Below are 25,035 nucleotides of genomic sequence, written 5' to 3'. Positions count from 1 at the left end.
GGCGGGATCCGTTGTGCAGGATGACTGCCCGGTGCGACGAGGAAGGCCGGGTCATGCTCCTCATCCTCGTCTTCACGATGATCAGCACGGTGCTCATCACTGGCGTCATCGCCGTGACGTCCGTCCACCTCTCCCGGATGAAGCTGCTCGACGCGGCTGACGGCGCGGCCCTGGCAGCCGCCAACGCACTGGACGACACGGCATACAGCGCGGGCGTTGGGGAGGCCGTCCCGTTGAGCAACGCAACCGTCCAGCAGGCGGCGAGCAACTACATCGGTAGCCGGTCGATGCCAACCGGGATGCTGCAGTGGGGTCTCGGAGGAGACACGGGCTCGCCCGATGGTCAGCTGGCCGTGGTGCACATGTCCTGCGTGGCCGAGGTCCCGTTCATCGGGTGGATGCTCAGCGGCAATGGGATCGAGATCAATGTCGTCTCGAGGGCGCGCTCGGACCTCGAGTAGCGCCGTGATGAGTGCGCGGAGGCCCGGAGACTGGCCCTTGGTCGGGCACAATGCCGTGGTCGCCACGTCCCGCACCGTTCCACTGATTGCCCATTCGGGCAGTCCAAACGCGTAATCAGTCGGGTTGGGGCACTGGCCGAACGGGCAATCAGTCGGGTTGGGGCACTGGCCGAACGCGCAATCAGTGGGCGTTGTGGTGTGTCACATACCGAGCGGGACCATCCACATGGTGAACGCACCTTTAGACTCGGGGCTGCGCACAGCGTCGTGCGGCCCCTTCCCACGACCCCCGATAGGACTGCTCGTGACCAAGCCCGTCGTGCTCATCGCCGAGGAACTCAGCCCGGCCACCATCGATGCCCTCGGACCGGACTTCGAGATCCGCCAGATCGACGGATCCGACCGTTCCCAGCTCCTCCCGGCCCTCGCCGACGTCGACGCAGTGCTCATCCGTTCGGCCACGAAGATGGACGCCGAGGCCATCGCCGCCGCCAAGCAGCTCAAGGTCATCGCCCGCGCCGGGGTCGGCCTCGACAACGTCGACGTCCCCGCCGCCACGCAGGCCGGCGTCATGGTTGTGAACGCCCCGACCTCCAACATCACCAGCGCCGCCGAGCTCGCCGTGGGCCTGCTCCTGTCGACGGCGCGCAACATCGCCCCCGCCAACCAGGCGCTCAAGAACGGTGCGTGGAAGCGCAGCAAGTACGGCGGGGTCGAGCTCCTCGAGAAGAAGGTCGGCGTGGTCGGCTTCGGCCGCATCGGCCAGCTGGTCGCCGAGCGCCTCAAGGGCTTCGGCATGGAGATCCTCACCTACGACCCCTACGTGTCGGCGCAGAAGGCCGGCCAGCTGGGCGCCCGCCTGGTCAGCCTCGACGAGCTCCTGGCCGAGTCCGACTTCATCACGGTGCACCTGCCCAAGTCGCCCGAGACCCTGGGTCTGCTCGGCAAGGAGGCCTTCGCCAAGGTCAAGCCCTCGGTGCGCATCATCAACGCCGCTCGCGGCGGGATCGTCGACGAGGAGGCCCTGGCCGAGGCCCTGCGTGAGGGTCGCGTCGCCGGTGCCGGCATCGACGTGTTTGCCAAGGAGCCGACCACCGAGAGCCCGTTGTTCGAGCACGAGTCCGTCGTCGTCACCCCCCACCTCGGTGCGTCCACCGAGGAGGCCCAGGAGAAGGCCGGCGTCGCCGTCGCCAAGTCCGTGCGCCTCGCCCTCGGTGGTGACCTCGTCCCCGACGCCGTCAACGTCGCCGGTGGTGCGGTCGCCGAGGAAGTCCGCCCGGGCATCGACCTCGTCGAGAAGCTCGGCCGGATCTTCACCGGTGTCGCCGGCTCCGTCCCCGTCCAGCTCGACGTCGACGTGCGCGGTGAGATCACCGCGCACGACGTGTCGGTGTGGGAGCTCGCCGCACTCAAGGGCGTCTTCACCGACGTCACCGAGGAGGCCGTGACCTACGTCAACGCCCCGCTGCTCGCCAAGGAGCGCGGCTGCGAGGTGCGACTGCTCACGGACGCCGTCTCCGAGGAGTTCCGCAACGTGACGACCCTGCGTGGCACGCTCGCCGACGGCTCCAACGTCTCGGTCGCCGGCACGCTCACCGGACCCAAGATGGTCCAGAAGCTCACGAGCATCAACGGCTTCGACCTCGAGGTGCCGATCAGCGACCACCTGGCGTTCTTCTCCTACAAGGACCGCCCGGGCGTCGTCGGCGTCATCGGCCGGCTCCTCGGCGAGGCCGACGTCAACATCGGGGGCATGCAGGTGGCCCGCGACGACGCCTCCGGCACGGCTCTCGTGGCCCTCACGGTCGACAACAAGATCCCCGCTGACGTCGTGGGCGCCATCGCTGCCGAGCTCGGTTCCGACGTGCGTGTCGTCGACCTGGTGGAGTGACTTCTCCCCTGAGATCCGTTGTGGCACAGCCCGATTGACACACACCGCGTATGCCCGGTGGTCACCCTCCGAGGTGACCACCCGGCATACGCGTGTCTGGGCAATGTCACGTGTTCTCGCCGCGTGTGCTTATCGTTGGCCCGTCAATGACCACGTTTGACCCAGGAGGGTTTGTGAACCGTACGGAGCTCAAGAACAAGGTTGCCGAGAGCACGGAGCTCAGCGCCGCTGACGCCGACCGCGCCGTGGGCGCTGTCCTCGACGCCATCACCGACGCACTCGTCGCCGGCGAGAAGGTGTCGCTGCCCGGCTTCGGCATCTTCGAGACGCGCGAGCGTGCGGCTCGTACCGGTCGCAACCCGCAGACCGGTGAGGCCCTTGAGATCGCTGCCAGCACCGCCGCCGCCTTCAAGCCGGCCGCCGAGCTCAAGCGCAAGCTCGCCAAGAGCTGACTCAACGCTCCACCACGGATGCCGTGTGCTCACTCCGGTGAGCGCACGGCATACGTGCGTTCCGGGGAGTGGAGGGTTTCGCGCTGAGACGCCGTCTCACAACGTGAGCACCCTCTTCCCGATAGTTGGACGTCCTTCTAATCTCGAACCCATGCAGCGGCAGGTACGTCTCATCGCCAGCCGCGGCGAGGTTCGGTAGTCAGCTCCCTCGTCGCGGAGACCCTGCGACGCCGCTGACCGGTTCGCCCGCACGAGGGCTTGGAGCCGACCGACCCACCCATACTCGAACGTCTGAAGGACTGAATTCCCCATGAGCGAAGAAGCCAAGCAGGCCCAGCGGGCCCTGCAGGAGTCGATGGACCTGCGCGACCAGGACCACACCGACGCCTGACCCAGCCCCACCTTTCCCGCCTGAAGTGGGTTCCTCTCACCTCGCTTGACCACCGCGACCGAGCGAAGTGAGAGAAAGCCACTTCAGGCGGGAAGGTCTTTGTGTGGGGGCGTCCGCATGGTGAGCCGGTCGTCCCGCATTCCGAGATCCCTTCCTAGGGTGGAGGCATGACGCACAGCAGCGCAGAGGCCGCGACCACCCCGACGCAGGACATCAACCTCGCGGTGATCGCCGGTGACGGCATCGGTCCCGAGGTGGTGGCCGAGGGCCTCAAGGTCCTCGAGGCGGTGACCGCCGGGAGCGGCACCAAGGTGGCCAGCACGGCATACGACCTCGGCGCGAAGCGCTGGAACGCGACCGGCGAGACGCTCCCGGACAGCGTCCTCGACGAGCTGCGCGCCCACGACGTCATCCTGCTCGGCGCCATCGGCGACCCGAGCGTGCCGAGCGGCGTGCTCGAGCGCGGCATCCTGTTGCCGCTGCGCTTCGCCCTCGACCACTTCGTCAACCTCCGCCCCGCCAAGCTCTACCCGGGCGTCGAGAGCCCCCTGGCCGTGGACCGCGTCGCCCCGGACGGCATCGACTTCGTCGTCGTGCGCGAGGGCACCGAGGGACCCTACGTCGGCAACGGCGGCTCGCTGCGCGCCGGCACCCCGCAGGAGATCGCGACCGAGGTCAGCGTCAACACCCGCTTCGGCGTCGAGCGCGTCGTGCGTGAGGCCTTCGCCCGCGCCCAGGCCCGTCCGCGCAGGCACCTCACCCTGGTCCACAAGCACAATGTGCTCACCCACGCCGGCCACCTGTGGCGGCGCACGGTCGAGGAGGTCGGCGCCGAGTTCCCCGGGGTCGAGACGGCCTACCAGCACGTCGACGCCGCGACAATCTTCCTCGCCACCGACCCTGGCCGCTTCGACGTCATCGTCACGGACAACCTGTTCGGCGACATCATCACCGACATCGCCGCAGCCATCGCCGGCGGCATCGGGCTGGCCGCCAGCGGCAACATCAACCCCACGGGCGAGGCTCCGAGCATGTTCGAGCCCGTCCACGGCTCGGCCCCGGACATCGCCGGCCAGGGCAAGGCTGACCCCACGGCGACGATCCTGTCGGTCGCGATGCTCCTTGACCACCTCGGCCGCAGCGACGAGGCGGCGCGCGTCGAGGCCGCCGTTGCGGCCGACCTGGCCGAGCGAGGTCGCCAGGTGCGCACGACGAGCGCCATCGGTGACGCCGTCACTGCGCGCCTGTCCTAGGCTCACTAGGAGCCCCACACCCGCGTTGGAAGGATCCCGAACATGACCGACCTCTCGTTCAGCGTCGAGCGACGTCCGGACCCCGTGAGCGACGAGCGTCGCGCCGAGATCCTCGCCAACCCCGGGTTCGGCCTCCACTTCACCGACCACATGGTCTCGGCGACGTGGACCAAGGACGGTGGCTGGCACGACGGTCGCGTCACGCCCTACGGCCCCATCCAGCTCATGCCGAGCGCGGCCGTGCTGCACTACGCGCAGGAGATCTTCGAGGGCATGAAGGCGTACCGCCACGAGGACGGCTCGGTCTGGACGTTCCGGCCCGAGGCCAACGCGGCCCGCATGGCCCGCAGCGCCCGGCGACTGGCCCTTCCCGAGCTCTCTGAGGCGGACTTCATCGGTTCGCTCAAGGCGCTGCTGGAGGTCGACAAGGCCTGGGTTCCGCCGGCCGACGGCGGCGAGGCGAGCCTCTACCTGCGCCCGTTCATGTATGCGTCCGAGGCGTTCCTCGGCGTGCGCCCGGCCAACGAGGTGACCTACTCGGTCATCGCCTCGCCCGCCGGTCCCTACTTCGCCGGGGGCCTCAAGCCGGTCACCCTGTGGATCTCGCAGGACTACGCGCGCGCCGGCGCCGGCGGCACGGGCAACGCCAAGTGCGGTGGCAACTACGCCTCCTCGCTCGCGGGCCAGCTCGAGGGCATCGAGAACGGCTGCGACCAGGCGGTCTTCCTCGACTCGGCCACGCACGAGAACATCGAGGAGCTCGGGGGGATGAACCTGTTCTTCCTCACCAAGGGTGGCGAGCTCGTCACGCCCGAGCTGTCGGGGTCGATCCTCGAGGGAATCACCCGCAGCTCGATCCTCGAGCTCGCCAAGGACCTCGACCTCACGCCGGTCGAGCGCACTGTCCCGATCCAGGAGTGGAAGGACGGTGTGGCCTCCGGGGACATCGTCGAGATCTTCGCCTGCGGCACGGCAGCGGTCGTCACGCCGGTCGGGGAGCTTCGCTGGCAGGGTGGCACGGCTCCGGGCGTCGGCGGCCCCGAGGGCGGCGAGGTCACCCGGACGATCCGCTCGCGGCTGCTGGACATCCAGTACGGCCGCGCCGAGGACACTCGAGGCTGGCTCACGCAGCTCGCCTGAGGCGAGCTCTCCGCCGGAGGTGGGCGGACGGCATACGGGACCAAAAGGTTTATTAAGGAACCATTGACGCCGTATGCCGTAGGGGTGTTGTCTGTCCTCCACTGAGGTTTCCGGACCACGGGGTCCAGAAACAGACCTTTGATGGAGAGCGCCCATGGCAACGCAGCGTGACAACGACGTCGCAGCAGCACGGCTCAGCCAGTACGACGAGGCCGACGCCGCGCTGCTCGCCGAGCTTGGCTACAAGCAGGAGCTGCATCGCCGCTTCGGCGCCTTCAGCAACTTCGCGGTCTCGTTCTCGATCATCTCGGTCCTTGCCGGGTGCATCACCAGCTACCTGATCGCCATGAACGCCGGTGGCCCGGTGGCCATCTCGATCGGCTGGCCGCTGGTCGGCTTCTTCGTCGTGTGCGTCGCCCTGGCCATGGCCGAGATCTGCTCGGTCTACCCGACCGCGGGAGGTCTGTACTTCTGGGCCGGCCGCCTCGCGACCAAGGGCAAGCGGCAGTGGGCCTGGACCGTGGGGTGGTTCAACCTCCTCGGCGAGGTGGCCGTCACCACCGCCGTCGACATGGGCGCCGCCATCACGTGGATGGCCTTCCTCGACCTCACCATCGGCATCGAGGTGACGGCGCTCAAGACCTTCATCTGCTTCGTCGTGATCCTGTTGCTGCACGGGCTGCTCAACGCGTTCGGCGTCAACCTCGTCCAGATGCTCTCGAGCGTCTCCGCCTGGTGGCACCTCGCCGGTGTTGCGGTCATCGTGCTCGTCCTCGCGTTCGTCCCGGACCAGCACCAGAGCGCCTCCTTCGTCTTCACCGAGTTCAAGAACGAGACCGGCTGGGGGAGCACCCCCTATGTCTTCCTCATGGGACTGCTCATGGCGCAGTACACCTTCACCGGCTTCGACGCCTCAGCCCACGTCGCCGAGGAGACGCGCAACGCCTCCGTGGCCGCGCCCAAGGGGATCGTCAACTCCGTCGTCGTCTCCCTGGCCGCCGGCTGGGTGCTCCTGCTGGCCGTGACCTTCGCCGTGCAGGACTGGGAAGCCGCTCGCACCACCGAGATTGGGCTTCCGCCGGCGCAGATCTTCATCGACGCCGCGGGCTCCACTTTGGGCAAGGGGTTGCTGCTCATCTGTGCCGTGGCCCAGTTCTTCTGTGGCATGGCCTGCGTCACGAGCTCCTCGCGCATGTCCTTCGCCTTCTCGCGCGACAACGCCCTGCCGATGTCGCGGCTGTGGTCCAAGGTCAACCCGCGCACCGGCACGCCGACGAACTCGATCTGGCTCGTCACCGTGGCCTCGATCATCCTGGCCTCGCCGTCCCTGTTCTCGACGACGGCCTACCTCGCCGTGACGTCCATCGCGGTCATCGGCCTCTACATCGCCTACGTGACCCCGGTCCTGCTCCGACGCCTCAACCCCGACTTCCGGCAGGGCCGTTGGAACCTCGGACGCTGGTCGGCGCCCATCGGCTGGATCGCGGTGGTCTGGGTCGCGTTCATCGTCATCCTGTTCATGCTTCCGCCGGCCTCGCCCGTCACCGTGGACACCTTCAACTACGCGCCGATCGCCGTTGCGATAGTCGCGATCTTCGCGCTGGTCTCGTGGTTCCTGCGCGGTCGCCAGCACTTCATGGTCGACGTGCCCACGGGCCACGACACCAGGCCAGCGGCGGAGATCTTCGAGTGACCGCCCCCACCAGCCTTGTGTGCCTGAGCGCGGCGTACAGCTCGCTCTCAGGCACACAAGGCGGGGGTATGCCGTGACGGCTCACCTTCCTGACGTGGGGCGCCTCTCCGAGGCGGTCCTGCGTCCCGCGACGGCCAACGTCTTCGAGACGACGGTCGAGCAGCTGGCCACCGCCATCCGGCTGGGAGTGTTCGTCGACGGCGAGCACCTGCCCCCCGAGCGCGACCTGGCCGAGCGGCTCGGCGTCGCCCGCAACACCCTGCGCGACGCCATTGCGGCCCTGCGCGAGAGTGGCCTCGTGGCCACGCGTCGCGGGCGTGGGGGAGGCACGGTCGTGACCTACGTGACGCCGGAGCCCGGCTCGTCGCCGGCACCCGCGCCCGTGCGGCGCGGCGCTGCCCTGGCCGACGCCCTCGACTTCCGCCGGGTCGTGGAGCCGGGTGCCGCCTGGCTGGCGGCCGGGCAGAACCTTGCCGGCGACCAGCGCTCCTGGCTCGTCGAGTCGGCGGCCGCCGTCTGGGCGGCTCCCGAGGCCGGGGCCCACCGGATCGCGGACAGCCGCTTCCACCTGGCCGTGGCCACGCTGTCGGGGTCGCCGATGCTCATCGAGTCGGTGACCCGGGCACAGGCGGCGCTGGGTGAGATGCTCGCCGCCATCCCGGTCCTGCCCCGCAACATCTCCCACTCGTGCGAGCAGCATGATGCTGTGGTGGAAGCGATCCTGCACGCCGACGCCGACGCCGCGCGTGCCGCCATGGAGGAGCACTGCGACGCGACCTCCGCCCTGCTCAGAGGACTTCTCGGATGAACGACCAGAAGGAGAACGACAGATGAGCGGTTCCATCCACTCCGGGGGGCCCACGCAGCTGAGCCTCGAGGACCTGCGGGCCGGCACCGAGAGCGGTGAGATCGACACGGTCATCGCCGCCTTCACCGACATGCAGGGACGGCTGACCGGCAAGCGGCTGCACGCGGCCTACTTCCTCGACCACGTCATCGACGGTGCGCTCGAGGGGTGCAACTACCTCCTGGCGGTCGACGTCGACATGAACACCGTCGACGGCTACGAGATGTCGTCCTGGGAGAAGGGCTACGGCGACTTCGAGTTCGTCCTCGACATGGACACCCTGCGGCGCACCCCGGGGCAGCCGCACTCGGTCACCATCCAGTGCGACCTCGCCTGGCTGGACGGGTCCGGGCTGGTGCGCCAGTCACCTCGCAGCATCCTCAGGGCCCAGGCCGAGCGCGCCGCCGAGAAGGGCTGGATGGCGATCGCCGGCACCGAGCTCGAGTTCATCGTCTTCGAGGACACCTACGAGTCCGCCTGGGACCGGCGCTACGTCGGGCTCACCGGAGCCAACCGCTACAACGTCGACTACTCGATCACCGGGGGGACGGTCGTCGAGCCGCTCCTGCGTGAGATCCGCAACGAGATGTATGCCGCCGGCGTCACCGTCGAGGGTGCCAAGGGCGAGTGCAACCTCGGGCAGCACGAGATCGGCTTCCTCTACGACGAGGTCGTGCGCACCTGCGACAACCACGTCATCTACAAGACCGCGGCCAAGGAGCTCGCGGCCAAGCACGGCATGTCGCTCACCTTCATGGCGAAGTACGACGAGCGCGAGGGCAACTCCTGCCACATCCACCTGTCCCTGCGCGGTCTCGACGGCGAGGCGGTCTTCGCCGACAAGGACCGGGACGGCGGCCAGGGCATCCTGCACGACCAGTTCCTCGCCGGCGTGCTCGCGACGATGCGCGACTTCACCTACTTCTATGCGCCGAACATCAACTCCTACAAGCGTTTTGCCGCGGGCTCCTTCGCACCGACGGCCATCGCCTGGGGGCGTGACAACCGCACCTGCGCACTGCGGGTGGTCGGTCACGGTGCCGGGCTGCGGATGGAGAACCGCGTGCCCGGCGGAGACGTCAACCCCTACCTCGCCGTGGCCGCGATGCTCGCCGGCGGCCTCTACGGCATCGAGCACGAGCTCGAGCTCGAGCCGGCGTTCGAGGGCAACGCCTACCTGTCCGACGTGGAGACCGTGCCGTCGACCCTGCGTGAGGCCCGCGAGCTCCTGGCGGCCTCGTCCATGGCCCGCGAGGTCTTCGGCGACGACGTCGTCGACCACTACGTCAACGCCGCGGACGTCGAGCTCAAGGCCTTCGACGCGGCCGTCACCGACTGGGAACGCATCCGAGGCTTCGAGAGACTGTAAGGAACACCATGAGCACCACACACGACGTCATCAACCCGGCGACCGAGGAGTCGGTCCGCACCATCGACCTCGTCGGGGTCGAGGAGACGGACGAGGCGGTCGCGCGGGCCGTCGAGGTCGGGCCCGCCTGGCGCGCGATGGCACCGGCTGACCGGGGGCGGCTCCTGCGCCGCTTCAGCGAGGTCGTCGACGAGCACCTCGAGGAGCTCGCGCTCCTCGAGGTCGAGAACGCCGGCCACACCATCGGCAACGCCCGCTGGGAGGCCGGCAACGTCCGTGACGTCCTCGCCTACTACTCCGCGGCACCGGAGCGGCTCTTCGGGCAGCAGATCCCGGTGGCTGGGGGCATCGACCTCACCTTCAAGGAACCCCTGGGCGTGGTGTCGATCATCGTCCCGTGGAACTTCCCCATGCCCATCGCCGGCTGGGGCTTCGGGCCGGCGCTGGCCGCGGGCAACACGGTCGTCCTCAAGCCGGCCGAGCTCACGCCGCTCACCGCCATGCGGTTGGGGGAGCTGGCCCTCGAGGCCGGCGTCCCCGAGGGTGTCTTCACGGTGCTCCCCGGTCGCGGTGCGGTGGTGGGGGAGCGCTTCGTCACGCACCCCGACGTCCGCAAGGTCTGCTTCACGGGGTCGACCACCGTCGGCCAGGGGATCATGCGCAAGGCCTCCGACCAGCTCAAGCGGGTGACCCTCGAGCTCGGTGGCAAGTCCGCCAACATCGTCTTCGACGACGCGGATCTCGACCTCGCGGCCGCGGCCGCACCGATGAGCTTCCTCGACAACGCCGGGCAGGACTGCTGTGCGAGGACCCGAATCCTCGTTAAGCGCACCGTGTTCGACGCGTTCATGGAGCGGTTCGAGGCGGGCATCCGCGACGTCCGGGTCGGCGACCCACGCGACGAGGGCACCCAGATGGGCCCGCTCGTGAGCGCTCAGCAGCGCGAGAGGGTGCGTGACTTCGTCGAGGACTCCGACACGCGGGTCGACGTCGCCTTCCGCGGCAGCTCGCCCGAGGGCGCGGGCTACTGGTACCCGCCGACCGTGGTCCTGCCGGGCAGCACCACGGACCGGGTGTGGCAGGACGAGATCTTCGGCCCGGTGGTGGGGGTCATGCCGTTCGACGACGAAGCCGACGCGATCCGGATGGCCAACGACACGGCATACGGGCTGTCCGGCTCGATCTGGACACGCGACGTCGGTCGCGCGATCCGCGTCTCGCGGGCGGTGGAGGCCGGCAACCTGTCGGTCAACAGCCACAGCAGCGTGCGCTACTCGACCCCCTTCGGTGGCTACAAGGCGAGCGGCATCGGGCGCGAGCTCGGCCCCGATGCGCTCGATGCGTTCACCGAGGTCAAGAACGTCTTCATCAGCACCGACAACTGACTGCTTCACTGAAAGGCTTGGTAGACATGGGAGATCGGCTGGCAGGCAAGGTCGCCGTCGTCACGGGAGGGTGCTCCGGCATCGGGCTCGCGACGGTGCGACGGTTCGCGGAGGAGGGCGCCAAGGTCGTCATCGGCGACCTCGACGACGCCAACGGTGAGCGCATCGCGCAGGAGGTCGGCTGCGCCTACGTCCACTGCGACGTCACCAGCAAGGACGAGGTCGACGCGCTGTTCGCGACGGCCAAGGAGAAGTTCGGCAGCGTCGACATCGCGTTCAACAACGCCGGCATCAGCCCGCCCGAGGACGACTCCATCCTCGACACCGACCTCGACGCCTGGCGCAAGGTCCAGGAGGTCAACCTCACCTCGGTCTACCTCTGCTGCAAGGCGGCCATCCCCTACATGCTCGAGCAGGGCAAGGGCTCGATCATCAACACGGCGTCCTTCGTCGCGGTCATGGGCGCGGCGACCTCGCAGATCTCCTACAGCGCCTCCAAGGGCGGGGTGCTGTCCATGTCGCGCGAGCTCGGGGTGCAGTTCGCCCGGCAGGGGGTGCGCGTCAACGCGCTGTGCCCTGGACCGGTCAACACGCCTTTGTTGCGCGAGCTGTTCGCCAAGGACGAGGAGCGCGCGGCTCGGCGCCTCGTGCACGTGCCGATGGGGCGGTTCGGGGAGCCCGAGGAGATGGCCAACGCCGTGCTCTTCCTCGCCTCCGACGAGTCGAGCTTCATCACTGCCAACACGTTCCTCGTCGACGGCGGCATCTCCGGCGCCTACGTCACGCCCCTCTGACGTGGCGGACGCGAGGCCGGTCATCGGCATCACGAGCTATGTCGAGCCGGTCTCTCGCGGCGACTGGGCCGGCCAGCGCAGCGCGGTGCTGCCGCACGCCTACGTGGAGCACGTCGAGCGCGCTGGCGGCATCGCCGTGGTGCTCCCACCCCGCCTCGACGCCGACGACGCCCTCGTCGCAGGGCTGCTCGCGCGTCTGGACGGCGTCATCATCGCCGGTGGCGCCGATGTCGAACCCAGCCGGTATGCCGCCGTGCCCGACTCCCGCATCCAGTCGCCCCGACCGGACCGGGACACCTTCGAGCTCGCGGTGGCCCGGGTGACCGCGCAGACGAGGCTTCCCCTGTTCGGCATCTGTCGTGGCATGCAGGTCATGGCGGTCGAGGCCGGGGGCGAGCTCGAGCAGCACGTCCCGGACAGAGTGGGGCACGAGGCGCACAGCCCGACGCCGGGCGTCTATGCCTCGCACCACGTGACTCCGGTCGAGGGCACGCTCCTGGAGTCGATCCTCGGCGGGGACGTCCTCGACGTCCCGACCTACCACCACCAGGCGGTGCGCGCCCACCCCGGGTACGACGCCGCGGCGTGGCACGAGGACGGGACGCTCGAAGCGATGGAGGACACGGCATACCCGTTCCGTCTTGCCGTCCAGTGGCACCCCGAGGCGGGGACGGACACGCGACTCTTCGACGCACTGGTGGCGGCCTGTCGTCCCGAGGGGAGCGGTGGGGTGACACTGGAGCGGTGAGGATTCCAGGACTGGCAGTGGCCGTGGGTGGTGTCGGGCTCGCAACCTGGCTCGTGCGAGCAGGGCGTCCGGTGCCCGACGCGATGGGCGGACGGGCCACCGGGGCCCGGGCTGCCCGCATGGCGCAGTCGCCCGAGTGGTCGAACGGCAAGTTCCACAACCAGCGGCTCCGCTTCGAGCCGTCGGCGCGCTCCCTCGCGGGCAGCGTCAAGGAGCTCGTCGCCGGCCGCCAGGAGCGCCATCCCGTCGGCGACATCCCGCTGGTGCGTGGAGCGCTCGACCCGGTGGCCCAGGGCACCCACGTCACCTGGCTGGGTCACTCGACCGCCCTCGTCCAGGTCGACGGGGCCGTCATCCTCCTCGACCCGGTGTGGAGCGACCGCTGCTCGCCCTCACAGCAGGTCGGGCCCCGGCGGCTCCACCCCGTGCCGGTGGCCCTGGCCGACCTGCCACCCGTCGATGCCGTCGTCATCTCGCACGACCACTACGACCACCTCGACATGGACTCGATCAAGGCGCTCGCGGCGATGCGCCCCGAGACCCGGTTCGTCGTCCCGCTCGGCGTCGGTGTGCACCTCGAGAAGTGGGGCGTGCCGCTGGAGCGCATCGACGAGCTGGACTGGCACGAGGACGCCAAGGTCGAGGGCGTGCGCCTCGTCGCCACACCGGCCCAGCACTTCTCCGGTCGTGGTCTGTCGCGCGACGGCACGCTCTGGGCCTCGTGGGTGATCGAGGGCGAGTCGCACAAGGTCTTCTACTCGGGGGACACGGGCTACTTCATCGGGTTCGCGGAGATCGGGGAGCGCTACGGTCCGTTCGACGTGTCGCTCGTGCAGATCGGCGCCTACGACGACGGGTGGCCCACGATCCACATGGACCCCGAGCACGGCGTCGAGGCGCACCTGGACGTCCAGGCGGCCGTCATGGTGCCGGTGCACTGGGGCACGTTCAACCTTGCCTTCCACCCATGGAGTGAGCCGGTCGAGCGGCTCCTGGTCGAGGCGGAGCGCCGTGGGGCCACCGTCGTCGTGCCGCGGCCGGGCGAGCGCATCGACCTGTCCGCAGTCCCCGCCGAGCCGAGCTTCTGGTGGCGCTCGATCACCTGAAACGCGGTCGCGAACCCCGGGCATCGCTGGTTGACTCGCGGGGTGACCGACGCCCCGGGCTTCTATGAGCACCTGACCTTCAACGCGCCCCTGTCGGACGCGCGTGCCGAGGCCTTGGCCGGACGGCTCGCGGCTGCCGGCCCGGCGACCATCGTGGACGTCGGCTGCGGGTGGGCCGAGCTGCTCCTGCGGGTCGTCGGGCGAGTGCCGTACGCCACGGCTGTGGGCGTCGACACCGAGGAGCGCCACCTCGAGAGGGCTCGGGTGCGTGCCCGGGAGCTGGGGGTGTCAGGGCGAGTGCGGTTCGAGAACCAGCCGGGTGACGATGTGACGGCGGCCGCAGACGTCGTGATCTGCATCGGCTCCTCACACGCGTTCGGCGACACTGCGGCGCAGGCGCTTGCCGCGCTGCGGCCGTTGGTGCGTCCCGGTGGCCGGCTCGTGCTGGGGGAGGGGACCTGGGAGGTGCGTGGTCCGGTCGGTCCCGACCGCGTGTGGGACGACGTCGTGGCGCTGCCCTCGGTGGCCGGCCTCGTGGACCTGGCGGTGGAGGCGGGGTACCGGCCGCTCTGGGTCGAGACGGCCAACGAGGACGAGCTCTTCGCGTTCGAGTCCGGCTATCTCGCGGACCTGGAGCAGTGGCTGATGCACCACGACGACGCGCAGGTCCGCGCCCGCGCCGACGAGCACCGGTCGCGGTGGCTGCACGGCTACCGCAACGCCTTCGGGTTCGCCTACCTCACCCTCGGGGTGCCCGCCCTGTCCTGACCCTCAGCGGGCAGTCCGGTGTCTCGCACGAGGTAGAGCCAGGGGAACGCGCGAGCGCCCACGACCCACCCGGCCTTCTCGTGGCGCGCGAGCGAGCCGGACCAGAGCACCCGCTTGTGCTCCCACTGCGTCGACGTGCGGACCATGAGGTGGCGGAGCATGCCCGCGCGCACGGTGTGCCAGCCGCGTCGACCGGCGAGCTCGAGCTCGGACATCTCGTCGAAGGCGGTGACCGGTCCGAGCCAGCGCTGCTCCTCGGTGAGGTCGTCATCGGCCGTGCCGACCCGGTCACCGAAGCGCTGCTGCACGGCCTGTCGGCTCATGCCGAGCTCGGCGCCGATCGCGGCCCAGCTGTGGCCGGCGGCACGGGCGGCGCCCACGGACTGGTGCAGCAGCCGGCGGACGGAGCCCTCGGCGTCCGCGACGCGGCGCACCAGGGCGAGCGGGTCGTCGACCGGTGCGCCGTCCAGGATGGCCGAGCCCAGTGCCTCGACCAGCCCGTCGTCCGGCTCAGCGCTCGTCACTGCTCGGCAGCCACGCGGCGTCACCGGGCTCGTCGTCGGTGCCCTTGCGGAACGTCGCCGACCCGAGCAGGTAGGCACCGAGGACCATGAGCGCGATCGTCATGCCCAGGAGGAGGCCCTTGTCGAAGCCATCCCGTCCGTGGGAGAGGGCGAAGGAGCCGAGGCCGAGGAGGACGCAGATCATGCCTGAGGAGAGCGAGGTCGTCCTCGTCGGGCGCAGGAGGTTGGTAGCCATGCGTCAACCGTAGGTTGACTACAGATCCCGTGTCAATCCTTTGTTGACATCTCTCGCGGTCTTCGTCTACCGCCCGGTTGTCCACAGGCACGACCTCGGCTCGCCGTCGTCCACAGTGCTGGGTCCGCCGTCGCTGAGCTGTCCTGCCGCGATGTCATGCTGATTCCCCACCAGGAGAGGGGACACGATGAGCCAGAGCAGCACGGCCCAGCATGAGGGCGCCGCGGCCGGCGACCCCCGCCACCGCTCGACCGAGGCCCTGATCGCCCTGGCGCTGTCCGCACTGGCCTCCCACCGGGGCCGAGCCTTCGACGACGTGGCCGTCTCACTCGCTCAGCGGTGCAGCACTGACGAGGGGCGTCGGTCGGTGGTCCCGACGCTCGCCGAGAACGTCGCCGCCGCCACCACGCAGGCATGGGAGCGCGGCTGGCAGCCAGCCGATGTCCATCGCATGGCGACCCGCACCCTGGCTCCCGCTGAGCAGGCCATCGTCGTCGACGCCATGAGCGACGAGCTCGCGAGATATGCGGTGTCCACCGTGGACCACCGGTGGCTGGCCCAGGTCGCGGAGCTCGAGGGTGGCGTCTGGTGGGCGCGTTCACAGACCTGGCTCGACGCCCGACGTGAACGCGGCACCGACTGGCTCACGTTGCTCTCGCAGACTCTCACGGTGCTGCACCTTCTCTGGACCCTGCCGCACATCGAGCGGCTGTCGCCCCTGCCTGGCACGGCGACCGCCGCTGGGGCCGGCGCCGGATCCCGGTCCTCGCCGGACGCGTCCCGAGGTGCCGAAGAGCCTGTGGCGCGGGTGGACGACCGCATCCTCGCCCGGGTGCGGATGATGCTGGCCAAGGCGGAGTCCACGACGTTCGAGGCCGAGGCCGAGACCTTCACCGCCGGGGCGCAGGCGCTCATGGCCAGGCACAGCATCGATGCCGCCTGGCTGGCGGCGGAGGAGCGGAGAACCGGCGGCCGAGAGGGCGCCGGAGGCGGTGGCCCGCACGGCAGGCGCATCGGGATCGACACTCCCTATGACGGGCCCAAGGCCTCCCTGCTCGATGCCGTGGCCAGGGCAAACCGGTGCCGCATGGTGTGGACCCGTGAGCTGGGCTTCGGCACGGTGATGGGGTTCGAGGCCGACCTCGACAGCGTCGAGCTGCTGTTCACGTCGTTGCTCGTGCAGGCCAACTCCCGGTTGATGGCCGAGGGCAAGCGTGCGGACCATCGCGGTCGCAGCCGCACTCGCTCCTTCCGCCAGTCCTTCCTTACCGCCTATGCCCACCGGATCGGCGAGCGGCTGCGCGAGGTCGCGGATGCCGAGGTGGCCTCGGCGCAGGAGTCGGCCGGCCCACGCGGTCAGGAGCTCGTGCCACTGCTCGCAGCGCGAGCCGAGCAGGTCGACGCCGTCATGGGCCAGTGGTTCCCCAAGGTCACCAGGAGCTCGATCGGTTCGGTGCGCGACGCCGAGGGCTGGCACGTGGGCCGTGAGGCGGCGGACCGGGCCGACCTCGACGGATCCGGGCCCCGGTCCAGGGTGGGACGACGGCGCGGCTGACCGTAGGCTGGCCCGATGGCGACCTCCCTCGGCGGACTGAGTCCGGACGACAGTGCGCGCGTCGCCGACCTCGCCGTCGACCTGGCGCGCAACGGTAGCACCGACGAGCTCCTGGAGTTCCTCGACCACGGCCTGCCCGTCAACCTCGCCGACACCCAGGGCAACACCCTGCTCATGCTCGCGGCCTACCACGGGCACGCCGAGACGGTGGTGGCACTGGTCGACCGCGGTGCTGACGTGGACCGGCGCAACGACCGGGACCAGACGCCGGTGGCCGGCGCCCTGTTCAAGGGCGAGAAGCAGGTCGTGCGAGCGCTCGTCACCGCCGGCGCCGACCTGGACGCCGGCACACCGACGGCGCGCCAGGCCGCCGAGATGTTCGGCACGCAGTCACTCCTCGAGACCTGAGCTCGTCCGCCGGGTCCCCACGCGGTGGGCATGCCCAGGACATGACGAAGGGGACCGCGACCTGGAGTCGCGATCCCCTTCGACGTCGTGCCGTGTGCGTCGCCACCCCAGAGTGTGGCTCACAGCAGGCTCAGGCCGAGCTCAGAGGAGGTCGGAGAAGTCGTCCTTCTTGGCCTCGGAGCCACCGTTGTCGCCCGCGTTCGCAGCGCCGCCGTCGCGGTCGGTCCCGCCCTCGGTCGGAGCGTTGTCGTTGAACGGACCCTTGGGAACGTCCTGCGCATCGCCGGCCTCGGCGTTGAGCGCCTCGATCGCCTTGCGGACCCCTTCACCGTAGGCCGGGTCGGCCGCGGTGCAGTGGGCGATGTGCCGCTCGATGGTCTCCTTGGAGGCACCCGAGATCGCACGTGCGGTGTTCTCGAAGAGGACCTGCTGCTGCTCCGGCGTCATCTTCTCGCGGAAGAGCACACCCGGCTGCGTGAAGTAGTCCTGGTCATCCTCGCGGTGGTTGAACCGGTCGCCGCTCGACCCGATGCTCCAGGCGGGCTCGCGGTACTGCGGCTGGCTGGCATAGCGGCCGTAGGAGTTCGGCGTGATGGACGGGGTGGACCCTGCCGAGATGCGCATGGCGCCGTCGCGGTGCGGGTCGTTCGGGTTCTCGACACCTCGCGGGGAGTTGACCGGGATCTGGTGGTGGTTGACCCCGAGGCGGTAGCGCTGGGCGTCACCGTAGGAGAACAGGCGACCCTGGAGCATGCGGTCGGGGGAGAAGCTGATCCCCGGCACGACGTTGGCCGGGCTGAACGCAGCCTGCTCCACGTCCATGTGGTAGTTCTCGGCGTTGCGGTTGAGCTCCCACTCGCCGACCTCGATGAGCGGGTAGTCGCCCTTGGGCCAGACCTTGGTGAGGTCGAACGGGTGGTAGGGAACCTTGTCGGCGTCGGCCTCGGGCATGACCTGGACGAAGAGCTTCCACTTGGGGAAGTCACCCTTCTCGATCGCCTCGAAGAGGTCACGCTGGTGCGACTCGCGGTCGGCGCCGATGAGGGCGCTCGACTCCTCGTCCGTGAGGTTCTTGATGCCCTGCTGGGTGCGGTGGTGGAACTTGACCCAGAAGCGCTCGCCCTCGGCGTTGGTGAACGAGAAGGTGTGCGAGCCGAACCCGTGCATGTTGCGGTACGTGGCCGGGATCCCGCGGTCCGACATCACGATCGTCACCTGGTGCAGGGACTCGGGCAGGTTGGTCCAGAAGTCCCAGTTGTTCTCGGCGTTGCGCAGGTTGGTCTTCGGGTCGCGCTTGACGGCGTGGTTGAGGTCCGGGAACTGGAGCGGGTCACGGAAGAAGAAGACGGGCGTGTTGTTGCCCACGATGTCCCAGTTGCCCTCCTCGGTGTAGAACCGCACGGCGAAGCCACGGATGTCACGCTCGGCGTCGGCCGCACCGCGCTCACCGGCGACCGTGGAGAACCGGGCGAACATCTCGGTCTGCTTGCCGACCTCGGAGAAGATCTTGGCGCTGCTGTACTTGGTGATGTCGCCCGTCACGGTGAAGGTGCCGTAGGCGCCGGAACCCTTGGCGTGCATGCGTCGCTCGGGGATGACCTCACGGTCGAAGTGGGCCAGCTTCTCGAGGAACCAGACGTCCTGGAGCAGCAGGGGGCCGCGAGGGCCGGCGGTGACGCTGTTCTCGCCGTCCCAGACCGGTGCTCCGGCGACGGTGGTCAGCGGGTTGGTGTTGCCCGGGTCCTGCCGGGGTCCTTCAACGCTCATCGGGATCTCTCCTTGTGGTGTGGGGCTCTTGCTCACAACGGGTGGTGGGTGGACGCCGAGGGGATGGACCCCGCGGCGGTGCTGCAGGCGGGGCAGGTGCCCCAGTAGGTCACTTCGGCCTCGTCGATGACGAAGCCGTGGCTGTCCTGGGCCGCGAGGCACGGGGTCTCACCCACGGCGCAGTCCACATCGGCGATCTCGCCGCACTGCCGGCAGACGATGTGGTGGTGGTTGTCCCCGGTGCGGGCCTCGTAGCGCGCGGGCGAGCCGGCGGGCTCGATCCGGCGGATGAGCCCCGCACTGCTCAGGGCGGCAAGGACGTCGTAGACGGCCTGGGTGGACACCTTGCCGAGGCCGGCACGCGCCGCGCGCGCGAGGGTCTCGGCATCGGCATGCGGGTGTGCCCAGACGGCCTCGAGGACAGCCATGCGCGGCCTCGTCACCCGAAGTGAAGCGGCACGCAGGACGGCCGCTGGCTTCATCGGAGTGGGCATGACCCTCACTCAACCAACAATTCTGGAATCAGTCAAGAAAACAGTGGCACCCGGCCGATTGCGGCGCCGGCGGTCAGCGCGTCTGGCCGGCGCGGACCATCTCGGCGGTCTTGGCGACGCGCTCGGCCCTGGTCTGCTCACGCTTGGCCTCGGTGACCCACCGCACGAACTCCTTGCGGTGCGAGGACGCCAACGCAGCAAAGGCCGCCTCGACGGGCGGGTCGGCCGACAGTGCGGCGGCGAGGTCGTCGGGGACCTGGACCTCGCGCGGTGCCTGGTCGGCGGCGATGTCGAAGGTCACCTCGTCACCCAGCTCGACCCCGGCTGCGGCACGGTTGGCCTTGCTGAAGCCGACGAGGTTCTCGCCACCCATGCGTGCGAGGCGAAGCGGGATGGGCTTGCCGTTGACCGTCACCACGACGGGGAAGGCCTTCGCGCCATCACCCAGTGCGGCAACCTGCTCGTCCGTCAACGTGAACCCACCAGCAGGGCCGCGTGCCTCAAGGACGGCGGTCAGGTGCAGCGTCTCTCCCATGGGAGGCGAGCCTAGCGACGTGGGCGAGCGGACGGCATACGTCGAATCAACCGCTCGCGCAGGCGATGACGAGACGCGGACGAGGAGGGTGCCCACGATGTGGACAGGCCTTCCCGGATGCTGGTCTGTTCTGCCACGCTCTGCCTGTGACTCTCATGTCCGTGGCCACCGCCACCGTCATTATCGACTAGCGCGACGAACACACAGTTCGTCGCGCAGACCTCCCACACCCGGGGGGTCTTTTTGTTTGGTCGACGACGGGAAGCCGGAGTCGCCCGGACGAGAAGCTCGGCCGCCCCACCCCCGGTGGCCGAGTCGCAGCGCCAGTCGACAGCGACACGTGAGGCACACGTCTGAGCACGCCGATGCACGAGACCAGATCGAGGCGACACCCATGAGCGACTTGCACGTCTACGACACGACGTTGCGTGACGGTGCCCAGCAGGAGGGACTCAACCTCTCTGTCGTGGACAAGCTCACGATCGCGTCCCACCTCGACGACCTCGGAGTCGGCTTCATCGAAGGTGGCTGGCCCGGCGCGAACCCCAAGGACACCGAGTTCTTCGCCCGGGCCGCCACCGAGCTCACGCTCCACAACGCCACCCTCGCCGCGTTCGGCGCCACCCGCCGGGCCGGAGGCCAGGCCTCGACCGATCCGCTCGTGCGGGCCCTCCTGGACAGCCAGGCACCTGTCGTCACCCTCGTCGCCAAGTCGCACATCGGGCACGTCGAGCGGGCGCTGCGCACGACCGGTGCGGAGAACCTCGAGATGATCCGCGACACCGTGTCGTTCCTGCGGGGGGAGGGGCGGCGCGTCTTCCTGGACGCGGAGCACTTCTTCGACGGGTATGCCGTGGACCGGGCGTACGCCCTCGAGGCACTTCACGCTGCGCTCGAGTCGGGTGCGGAGGTGGCTGCGCTGTGCGACACCAACGGCGGCATGTTGCCCGGGCAGGTGTGGGACGTCGTCACCGACGTGGTCGCGGCGCTCGGGCTGGACCCGACCGGGGCGGACGCTCGTCTCGGCATCCACTGCCACAACGACACCGGTTGTGCCGTGGCCAACTCGATGGCTGCCGTCGACGCCGGCGCAACGCACGTGCAGGGCACGATCAACGGCTACGGCGAGCGCACCGGCAACGCCAACCTCGTCACGGTGGTGGCCAACCTCCAGCTCAAGGAGGGGGTGTCGGTCATGGAGCCGCACCGCCTGCAGGAGTCGACGCGCATCAGCCACGCGATCAGTGAGATCACGAACGTGCCGGCCTACAGCCGTCAGCCCTACACGGGAGCCAGCGCCTTCGCACACAAGGCGGGCCTGCACGCCAGCGCCATCAAGGTCGACCCGGACCTCTACCAGCACCTCGACCCCAAGCACGTCGGCAACGACATGCGCATGCTCATCTCGGACATGGCCGGACGTGCCTCGGTCGAGCTGAAGTCGCGCGAGCTCGGCCTCGAGCTCGACTCGCAGAACGAGGCCGACGGCGTGCTCGTCCAGAAGGTGCTGGCAATGGTCAAGGACCTCGAGCTGCGCGGCTACACCTTCGACGCGGCCGACGCGAGCTTCGAGCTGCTGCTGCGACGCGAGATCGACGGCGCCCTCCCCGCCTTCTTCGAGGTCGAGTCGTGGCGGGTCATCACGGACTCGCAGTCCGAGGGTGAGGCCCTCTCGGAGGCGACGGTCAAGCTCACGGCCGGCGGCAAGAGGGTGCTGCGCACCGGCGAGGGCAACGGCCCGGTGAACGCGCTCGACCACGCCCTGCGCCTGGCGCTGGCCCCGGCCTATCCCGAGGTCGAGCACCTCGAGCTCATCGACTACCGCGTGCGCATCCTCGACGCCGCCCACGGCACCGACGCCGTGACCCGCGTCCTCATCGAGACCAGTGACGGCGAGACGACCTGGGAGACCATCGGCGTCGCCCCCAACATCCTCGAGGCGAGCTGGAGGGCCCTCGTCGAGAGCGTGACCTACGGCCTGCTTCGGGCGGGAGTGCCCGCACGCTGACCTGCGATGCGCGCACCCGGGTGCGACCATGAGCAGCATGAGCGGACCTGGTGGCGACCTCGTCGTGCGACCCGGTCCGGGGCTTGCGAGCGGGTTGGTGATCGATGCCGGCGAGCTCGTCGAACGCTTCAGCCGCTCGTCCGGCCCCGGCGGCCAGGGCGTCAACACCACCGACAGCCGGGTCGAGCTGGCCTTCGCACCCGCAACCTCGGCGTCCCTCACGCCGACCCAGGCCGAACGCGTCCTCGAGGTCCTCGCGTCCAGCCTCGTGCAGGGCCAGCTCGTCATCGCCGCGTCCGAGTACCGGTCACAGCTGCGCAACCGAGCCGCCGCCCGCGAGCGGCTCGCGAACCTGTTGCGCGACGCCCTGGCACCGGCGCCGCCCACCCGTCGGCCGACGCGCCCGACCCGCGGCTCCCAGCGCCGCCGCCTCGACGCCAAGAAGCGCCGCGGCACCCTCAAGTCCGGACGCGGTCGGCTCAGGCCCGAATGAGCCCAGCAGCGCCCGAGGTCTCGAGGACCGTGAGCAGGCGGTGGCGCAGGACGTTGGAGCGCTCGGCGAACGCTCGCTGGCGCTCGAGGTATGCCGCCTTGCCCGTTGCCGTCTCGATCCTCACCGGTTCGACGTCGTAGGCGGAGAGGTCGTAGGGCGACGCCTGCATGTCAAGGAGGCGGATCTCCATCGCGAGGTCGAAGCAGTCCAGCGTGAGCTCGCTCGGCACGAGTGGAGTGAGCTTCGTCGCCCACTTGTAGACGTCCATCCCCGCGTGCAGGCAGCCCGGCTGCTCGAGCGCGACCTGCGACTCCCTCGTGGGCTGGACAGCGTTGCGGGGCAACGCATCCGCCGTGAAGAAGCGGAACGCGTCGAAGTGGGTGCACGTGATCTGGTGGCGCTCGACGACCGCGTCCGTCGCAGCCTGGCTCAGGCGCAGTGGCACCTGCTCGTGCCGGATGTCACCGTCCGTGGCGCGATACACCATGGCCCACTCGTGCAGGCCGAAGCAGCCGAGCCGAGCAGGTCGCGAGGCCGTCGCCGAAAGCAGCCGCGCGATGAACTCGACCGCGCGTCCGCGGGCCGCGACGAACGCCTCGACGTCGAGCTCGACCGCGTCGTCCACGACGCGGTAGTGCTTCCACCCCGCTCGCTCGAGGCCGCTCGCACCGGCCAGGCGCACGCCGGCGCCGGGGTGCCAACGGCGCAGCTGCGCGGGCGTCGTCGAGTAGTAGCTGAAGAGGAAGTCCTCGACCGGGTGGCGCACCTGCTGGCCGCGCCGGGCTCGGTGCGCCGCGGTCGCCGCCTCGACCCGCGAGTGGTGGGCGGACTCGCGCACGGTCCATGTCGGGGAGTCGAGGAGGGTGGGGGCGTCCGGCAGCATGGCCTCACCAGCGTAGGTGAGTCGGTCGGGCCAAGTCACCACGGACGACGCGGGGTCGTGCGACGATCCATGGTGGGCCGCATGCCGCGGCCATGAGCATCCCCCTGGAGCTGCCGTCATGCGTCGAACCCTCACCCTGGTCATCGCCTGCTTCCTCGCCCTCGTGGCGCCGTCCGCTGCGTACGCAGGCCCGGGCGGCGACCAGGGCAAGGCGGCGCAGAACGCGACGAGCTGGTACCTCGCCCTCGGTGACTCCCTCGCGGCCGGATACCAGCCAGGGGTGGGCGACGACCGCACTGGCGGCTACGTCGGCGGCGTGCTGGACGCCCTGCAGGAGACCGCTCCCAAGGCCAAGCTGCGCAACATCTCGTGCTCCGGAGCGACGACCACCTCGCTCATGGGCACCGACCGCTGCGCCTACGAGGCCGGCAGCCAGCTGGCCGAGGGCGTGCAGTTCCTCAAGGCGCACAAGAGCAAGGTCGACCTCGTCACCATCGACATCGGCGCCAACGACGTCACCCCGTGTGCACGCCCGGTGATCGACTTCACGTGCGCCCTGAAGGCGGTCGGCACGGTTGAGGCCAACCTCACCAAGACGCTCGGCGAGCTGCGCGCCGCGACCGGCCCGGACACCCAGATCGTCGTCCTGAACTACTACAACCCGTTCCTCGCCCTTTGGCTCACCGGTACGGCCGGTCAGACGGCTGCAGGGGCATCGAGCGTGTTGCAGGGCGCACTCAACGCCGCGGTCGCTCGTGCGGCGGCCACGGCCGGGGCCGACGTCGCGGACGTCGCCACGGCGTTCAGGTCCACCAACACGACACCCGTGACCACGGCATACGGACCCATCCCGACCAACGTCGCGACGATCTGCGCCTGGACCTGGATGTGCACCAAGAGCGACATCCACGCCAACGACGCCGGGTATGCCGTCCTCGCGTCGACCGTCGCTGCTCGCCTGGAGTGAGGCTCGCCCTAGAGTGAGCCCGTGCGTATTGCGAGATTCACTACTGGTGAGGACCCGGTCTACGGGCTGGTCGACGGTGCTGGCGAGAAGATCGCCGAGATCACGGGCGACCCGCTCTACACCAGGATCGAGCTGACGGGCGCGACCCACCTCGTCGAGGACGTGCGCCTGCTGGCGCCGGTCATCCCGCGCAGCAAGGTCATCGGCATCGGCAAGAACTACGCCGAGCACGCCAAGGAGATGGGCGGCGAGGCTCCGACGAGCCCGCTGATGTTCCTCATCCCCAACACCGCCGTCGTCGGGCCCGGTGACCCGGTGGTGATCCCCGGGTTCACGCAGGAGGTCAGCTACGAGGGCGAGCTCGCCGTCGTCATCGGGCGCCTGGCCAAGGACGTGCCGGTCGACCAAGCCCTCTCCACGGTCTTCGGCTACACCGTCGCCAACGACGTGACCGCGCGTGACCTGCAGCGCGGCGACGGACAGTGGTCGCGGGCCAAGGGCCTGGACACGTTCTGCCCGCTCGGCCCGTGGATCGAGACCAGCCTCGACCCGGCCGGGTGCCGGATCCGCACCACCCTCGATGGCGAGGTCGTCCAGGACGGCCCGACGTCCGACATGGTCCACGGCGTCGCCGAGCTCATCGCCCATGCCTCGCAGGCCTTCACCCTGCTGCCGGGCGACGTCATCCTCACCGGCACCCCCGCCGGTGTCGGGCAGGTCGTCGCCGGTCAGCGCGTCGAGGTCGAGATCGACCAGATCGGCACGCTGAGCAACCCCTTCGTCGCGGCCGAGTGAGCCCGAGCCCTGCAGAAGTCCGAGAAAACTTCGCGGAGTCTGTCGTATCCGTGCGGGCCCGTTCGTGGAGAGG

Annotated in this window: 25 protein-coding genes; 19 read left to right on the top strand and 6 right to left on the bottom strand. The window is 69.6% G+C overall.

The annotated features are described in order from the left end of the window. Positions 1–20: 20 nt before the first annotated feature. The 13 genes from ASG74_RS05730 to ASG74_RS05665 all read left to right on the top strand — a co-directional run bounded on the left by ASG74_RS05730 (position 21) and on the right by ASG74_RS05665 (position 14,298). Positions 21–461: a pilus assembly protein TadG-related protein gene (locus tag ASG74_RS05730; protein ID WP_156465297.1), complete on the top strand. Its 441-nt coding sequence runs from the start codon at positions 21–23 to the stop codon at positions 459–461. 304 nt (positions 462–765) lie between these two features. Beyond that, positions 766–2,352 carry a phosphoglycerate dehydrogenase gene (serA, locus tag ASG74_RS05725; RefSeq protein WP_056140051.1) on the top strand — a complete coding sequence of 529 codons (1,587 nt, stop codon included), beginning with the start codon at positions 766–768 and terminating at the stop codon, positions 2,350–2,352. Between the two features lie 173 nt (positions 2,353–2,525). Beyond that, on the top strand, positions 2,526–2,804 hold the full coding sequence (locus tag ASG74_RS05720) for an HU family DNA-binding protein (RefSeq protein ID WP_056140049.1): 279 nt from the start codon (positions 2,526–2,528) through the stop codon (positions 2,802–2,804). A gap of 558 nt (positions 2,805–3,362) precedes the next feature. Continuing rightward, positions 3,363–4,448 (top strand): 3-isopropylmalate dehydrogenase, encoded by a 1,086-nt coding sequence (locus ASG74_RS05710; protein WP_056140046.1) that lies wholly within the window; start codon positions 3,363–3,365, stop codon positions 4,446–4,448. Between the two features lie 42 nt (positions 4,449–4,490). Next, positions 4,491–5,588, top strand: a complete 1,098-nt coding sequence (locus tag ASG74_RS05705; RefSeq protein ID WP_056140043.1) for a branched-chain amino acid aminotransferase — start codon at positions 4,491–4,493, stop codon at positions 5,586–5,588. 154 nt (positions 5,589–5,742) lie between these two features. Next, the gene (locus tag ASG74_RS05700) at positions 5,743–7,281 is read left to right on the top strand and encodes an amino acid permease (RefSeq protein WP_056140041.1); all 1,539 of its coding nucleotides are present in this window, start codon (positions 5,743–5,745) and stop codon (positions 7,279–7,281) included. A 94-nt stretch (positions 7,282–7,375) separates the two neighbouring features. Then, positions 7,376–8,089 (top strand): FadR/GntR family transcriptional regulator, encoded by a 714-nt coding sequence (locus ASG74_RS05695; RefSeq protein WP_200942534.1) that lies wholly within the window; start codon positions 7,376–7,378, stop codon positions 8,087–8,089. A gap of 22 nt (positions 8,090–8,111) precedes the next feature. Continuing rightward, a complete protein-coding gene (locus ASG74_RS05690) occupies positions 8,112–9,497 on the top strand; it encodes a glutamine synthetase family protein (protein ID WP_056140037.1) in 1,386 nt (461 codons plus the stop codon). Between the two features lie 8 nt (positions 9,498–9,505). Then, on the top strand, positions 9,506–10,882 hold the full coding sequence (locus ASG74_RS05685; protein WP_056140032.1) for an aldehyde dehydrogenase family protein: 1,377 nt from the start codon (positions 9,506–9,508) through the stop codon (positions 10,880–10,882). Positions 10,883–10,908: 26 nt separating this feature from the next. Continuing rightward, on the top strand, positions 10,909–11,676 hold the full coding sequence (locus ASG74_RS05680) for a 3-oxoacyl-ACP reductase (protein WP_056140028.1): 768 nt from the start codon (positions 10,909–10,911) through the stop codon (positions 11,674–11,676). A 1-nt stretch (position 11,677) separates the two neighbouring features. Further along, entirely contained in the window at positions 11,678–12,424 is a 747-nt protein-coding gene (locus ASG74_RS05675) for a gamma-glutamyl-gamma-aminobutyrate hydrolase family protein (protein WP_056140025.1), read from the top strand. After that, complete coding sequence (locus ASG74_RS05670) at positions 12,421–13,530, top strand: MBL fold metallo-hydrolase (protein ID WP_056140022.1); 1,110 nt, start codon at positions 12,421–12,423, stop codon at positions 13,528–13,530. Before ASG74_RS05675 ends, ASG74_RS05670 begins: the two co-directional genes overlap by 4 nt. A 42-nt stretch (positions 13,531–13,572) precedes the next feature. Next, complete coding sequence (locus tag ASG74_RS05665; RefSeq protein ID WP_056140019.1) at positions 13,573–14,298, top strand: SAM-dependent methyltransferase; 726 nt, start codon at positions 13,573–13,575, stop codon at positions 14,296–14,298. On the opposite strand, the gene ASG74_RS05660 is transcribed toward ASG74_RS05665, so the two are convergent. Both ASG74_RS05660 and ASG74_RS05655 read right to left on the bottom strand, forming a co-directional pair. Beyond that, complete coding sequence (locus ASG74_RS05660; protein WP_056140015.1) at positions 14,265–14,822, bottom strand: hypothetical protein; 558 nt, start codon at positions 14,820–14,822, stop codon at positions 14,265–14,267. The two genes, ASG74_RS05665 and ASG74_RS05660, sit on opposite strands and share 34 nt — an antisense overlap. Further along, positions 14,809–15,057, bottom strand: coding sequence for a hypothetical protein (locus ASG74_RS05655; RefSeq protein WP_056140012.1), 249 nt, complete (start codon positions 15,055–15,057; stop codon positions 14,809–14,811). Before ASG74_RS05655 ends, ASG74_RS05660 begins: the two co-directional genes overlap by 14 nt. 187 nt (positions 15,058–15,244) lie before the next feature. On the opposite strand from ASG74_RS05655, the gene ASG74_RS05650 reads away from it, so the two are divergent. Together ASG74_RS05650 and ASG74_RS05645 are read left to right on the top strand one after the other, a co-directional pair. After that, positions 15,245–16,612, top strand: coding sequence for a DUF2786 domain-containing protein (locus ASG74_RS05650; RefSeq protein ID WP_056140009.1), 1,368 nt, complete (start codon positions 15,245–15,247; stop codon positions 16,610–16,612). Between the two features lie 15 nt (positions 16,613–16,627). Next, on the top strand, positions 16,628–17,020 hold the full coding sequence (locus ASG74_RS05645) for an ankyrin repeat domain-containing protein (protein WP_056140004.1): 393 nt from the start codon (positions 16,628–16,630) through the stop codon (positions 17,018–17,020). 141 nt (positions 17,021–17,161) lie between these two features. On the opposite strand, the gene ASG74_RS05640 is transcribed toward ASG74_RS05645, so the two are convergent. The 3 genes from ASG74_RS05640 to ASG74_RS05630 all read right to left on the bottom strand — a co-directional run bounded on the left by ASG74_RS05640 (position 17,162) and on the right by ASG74_RS05630 (position 19,816). After that, positions 17,162–18,787, bottom strand: a complete 1,626-nt coding sequence (locus ASG74_RS05640; RefSeq protein WP_082569546.1) for a catalase — start codon at positions 18,785–18,787, stop codon at positions 17,162–17,164. A gap of 32 nt (positions 18,788–18,819) precedes the next feature. After that, positions 18,820–19,281: a Fur family transcriptional regulator gene (locus tag ASG74_RS05635; protein WP_082569545.1), complete on the bottom strand. Its 462-nt coding sequence runs from the start codon at positions 19,279–19,281 to the stop codon at positions 18,820–18,822. A 73-nt stretch (positions 19,282–19,354) separates the two neighbouring features. Next, on the bottom strand, positions 19,355–19,816 hold the full coding sequence (locus tag ASG74_RS05630) for a YdeI/OmpD-associated family protein (protein WP_056140000.1): 462 nt from the start codon (positions 19,814–19,816) through the stop codon (positions 19,355–19,357). Here ASG74_RS05630 and cimA point away from each other — a divergent pair. Together cimA and arfB are read left to right on the top strand one after the other, a co-directional pair. Further along, positions 19,815–21,824: a citramalate synthase gene (cimA, locus tag ASG74_RS05625; protein ID WP_442910080.1), complete on the top strand. Its 2,010-nt coding sequence runs from the start codon at positions 19,815–19,817 to the stop codon at positions 21,822–21,824. The two genes, ASG74_RS05630 and cimA, sit on opposite strands and share 2 nt — an antisense overlap. 37 nt (positions 21,825–21,861) lie before the next feature. Further along, positions 21,862–22,317, top strand: coding sequence for an alternative ribosome rescue aminoacyl-tRNA hydrolase ArfB (gene arfB / locus ASG74_RS05620; RefSeq protein ID WP_056139996.1), 456 nt, complete (start codon positions 21,862–21,864; stop codon positions 22,315–22,317). On the opposite strand, the gene ASG74_RS05615 is transcribed toward arfB, so the two are convergent. Next, on the bottom strand, positions 22,304–23,200 hold the full coding sequence (locus ASG74_RS05615) for a hypothetical protein (protein WP_056143188.1): 897 nt from the start codon (positions 23,198–23,200) through the stop codon (positions 22,304–22,306). The two genes, arfB and ASG74_RS05615, sit on opposite strands and share 14 nt — an antisense overlap. Before the next feature lie 118 nt (positions 23,201–23,318). Between ASG74_RS05615 and ASG74_RS05610 the strand changes: the two genes are divergently transcribed. Both ASG74_RS05610 and ASG74_RS05605 read left to right on the top strand, forming a co-directional pair. Further along, positions 23,319–24,167: an SGNH/GDSL hydrolase family protein gene (locus ASG74_RS05610; RefSeq protein ID WP_056139993.1), complete on the top strand. Its 849-nt coding sequence runs from the start codon at positions 23,319–23,321 to the stop codon at positions 24,165–24,167. Between the two features lie 21 nt (positions 24,168–24,188). After that, positions 24,189–24,962, top strand: coding sequence for a fumarylacetoacetate hydrolase family protein (locus ASG74_RS05605; protein ID WP_056139989.1), 774 nt, complete (start codon positions 24,189–24,191; stop codon positions 24,960–24,962). Positions 24,963–25,035 lie beyond the last annotated feature (73 nt).

The organism is Knoellia sp. Soil729 (assembly GCF_001427985.1).
Classification (GTDB): Bacteria; Actinomycetota; Actinomycetes; order Actinomycetales; family Dermatophilaceae; genus Knoellia.
The sequence above is the reverse complement of the archived record's forward strand: the minus strand, read 5'-3'. Positions and strand labels throughout refer to the sequence as shown.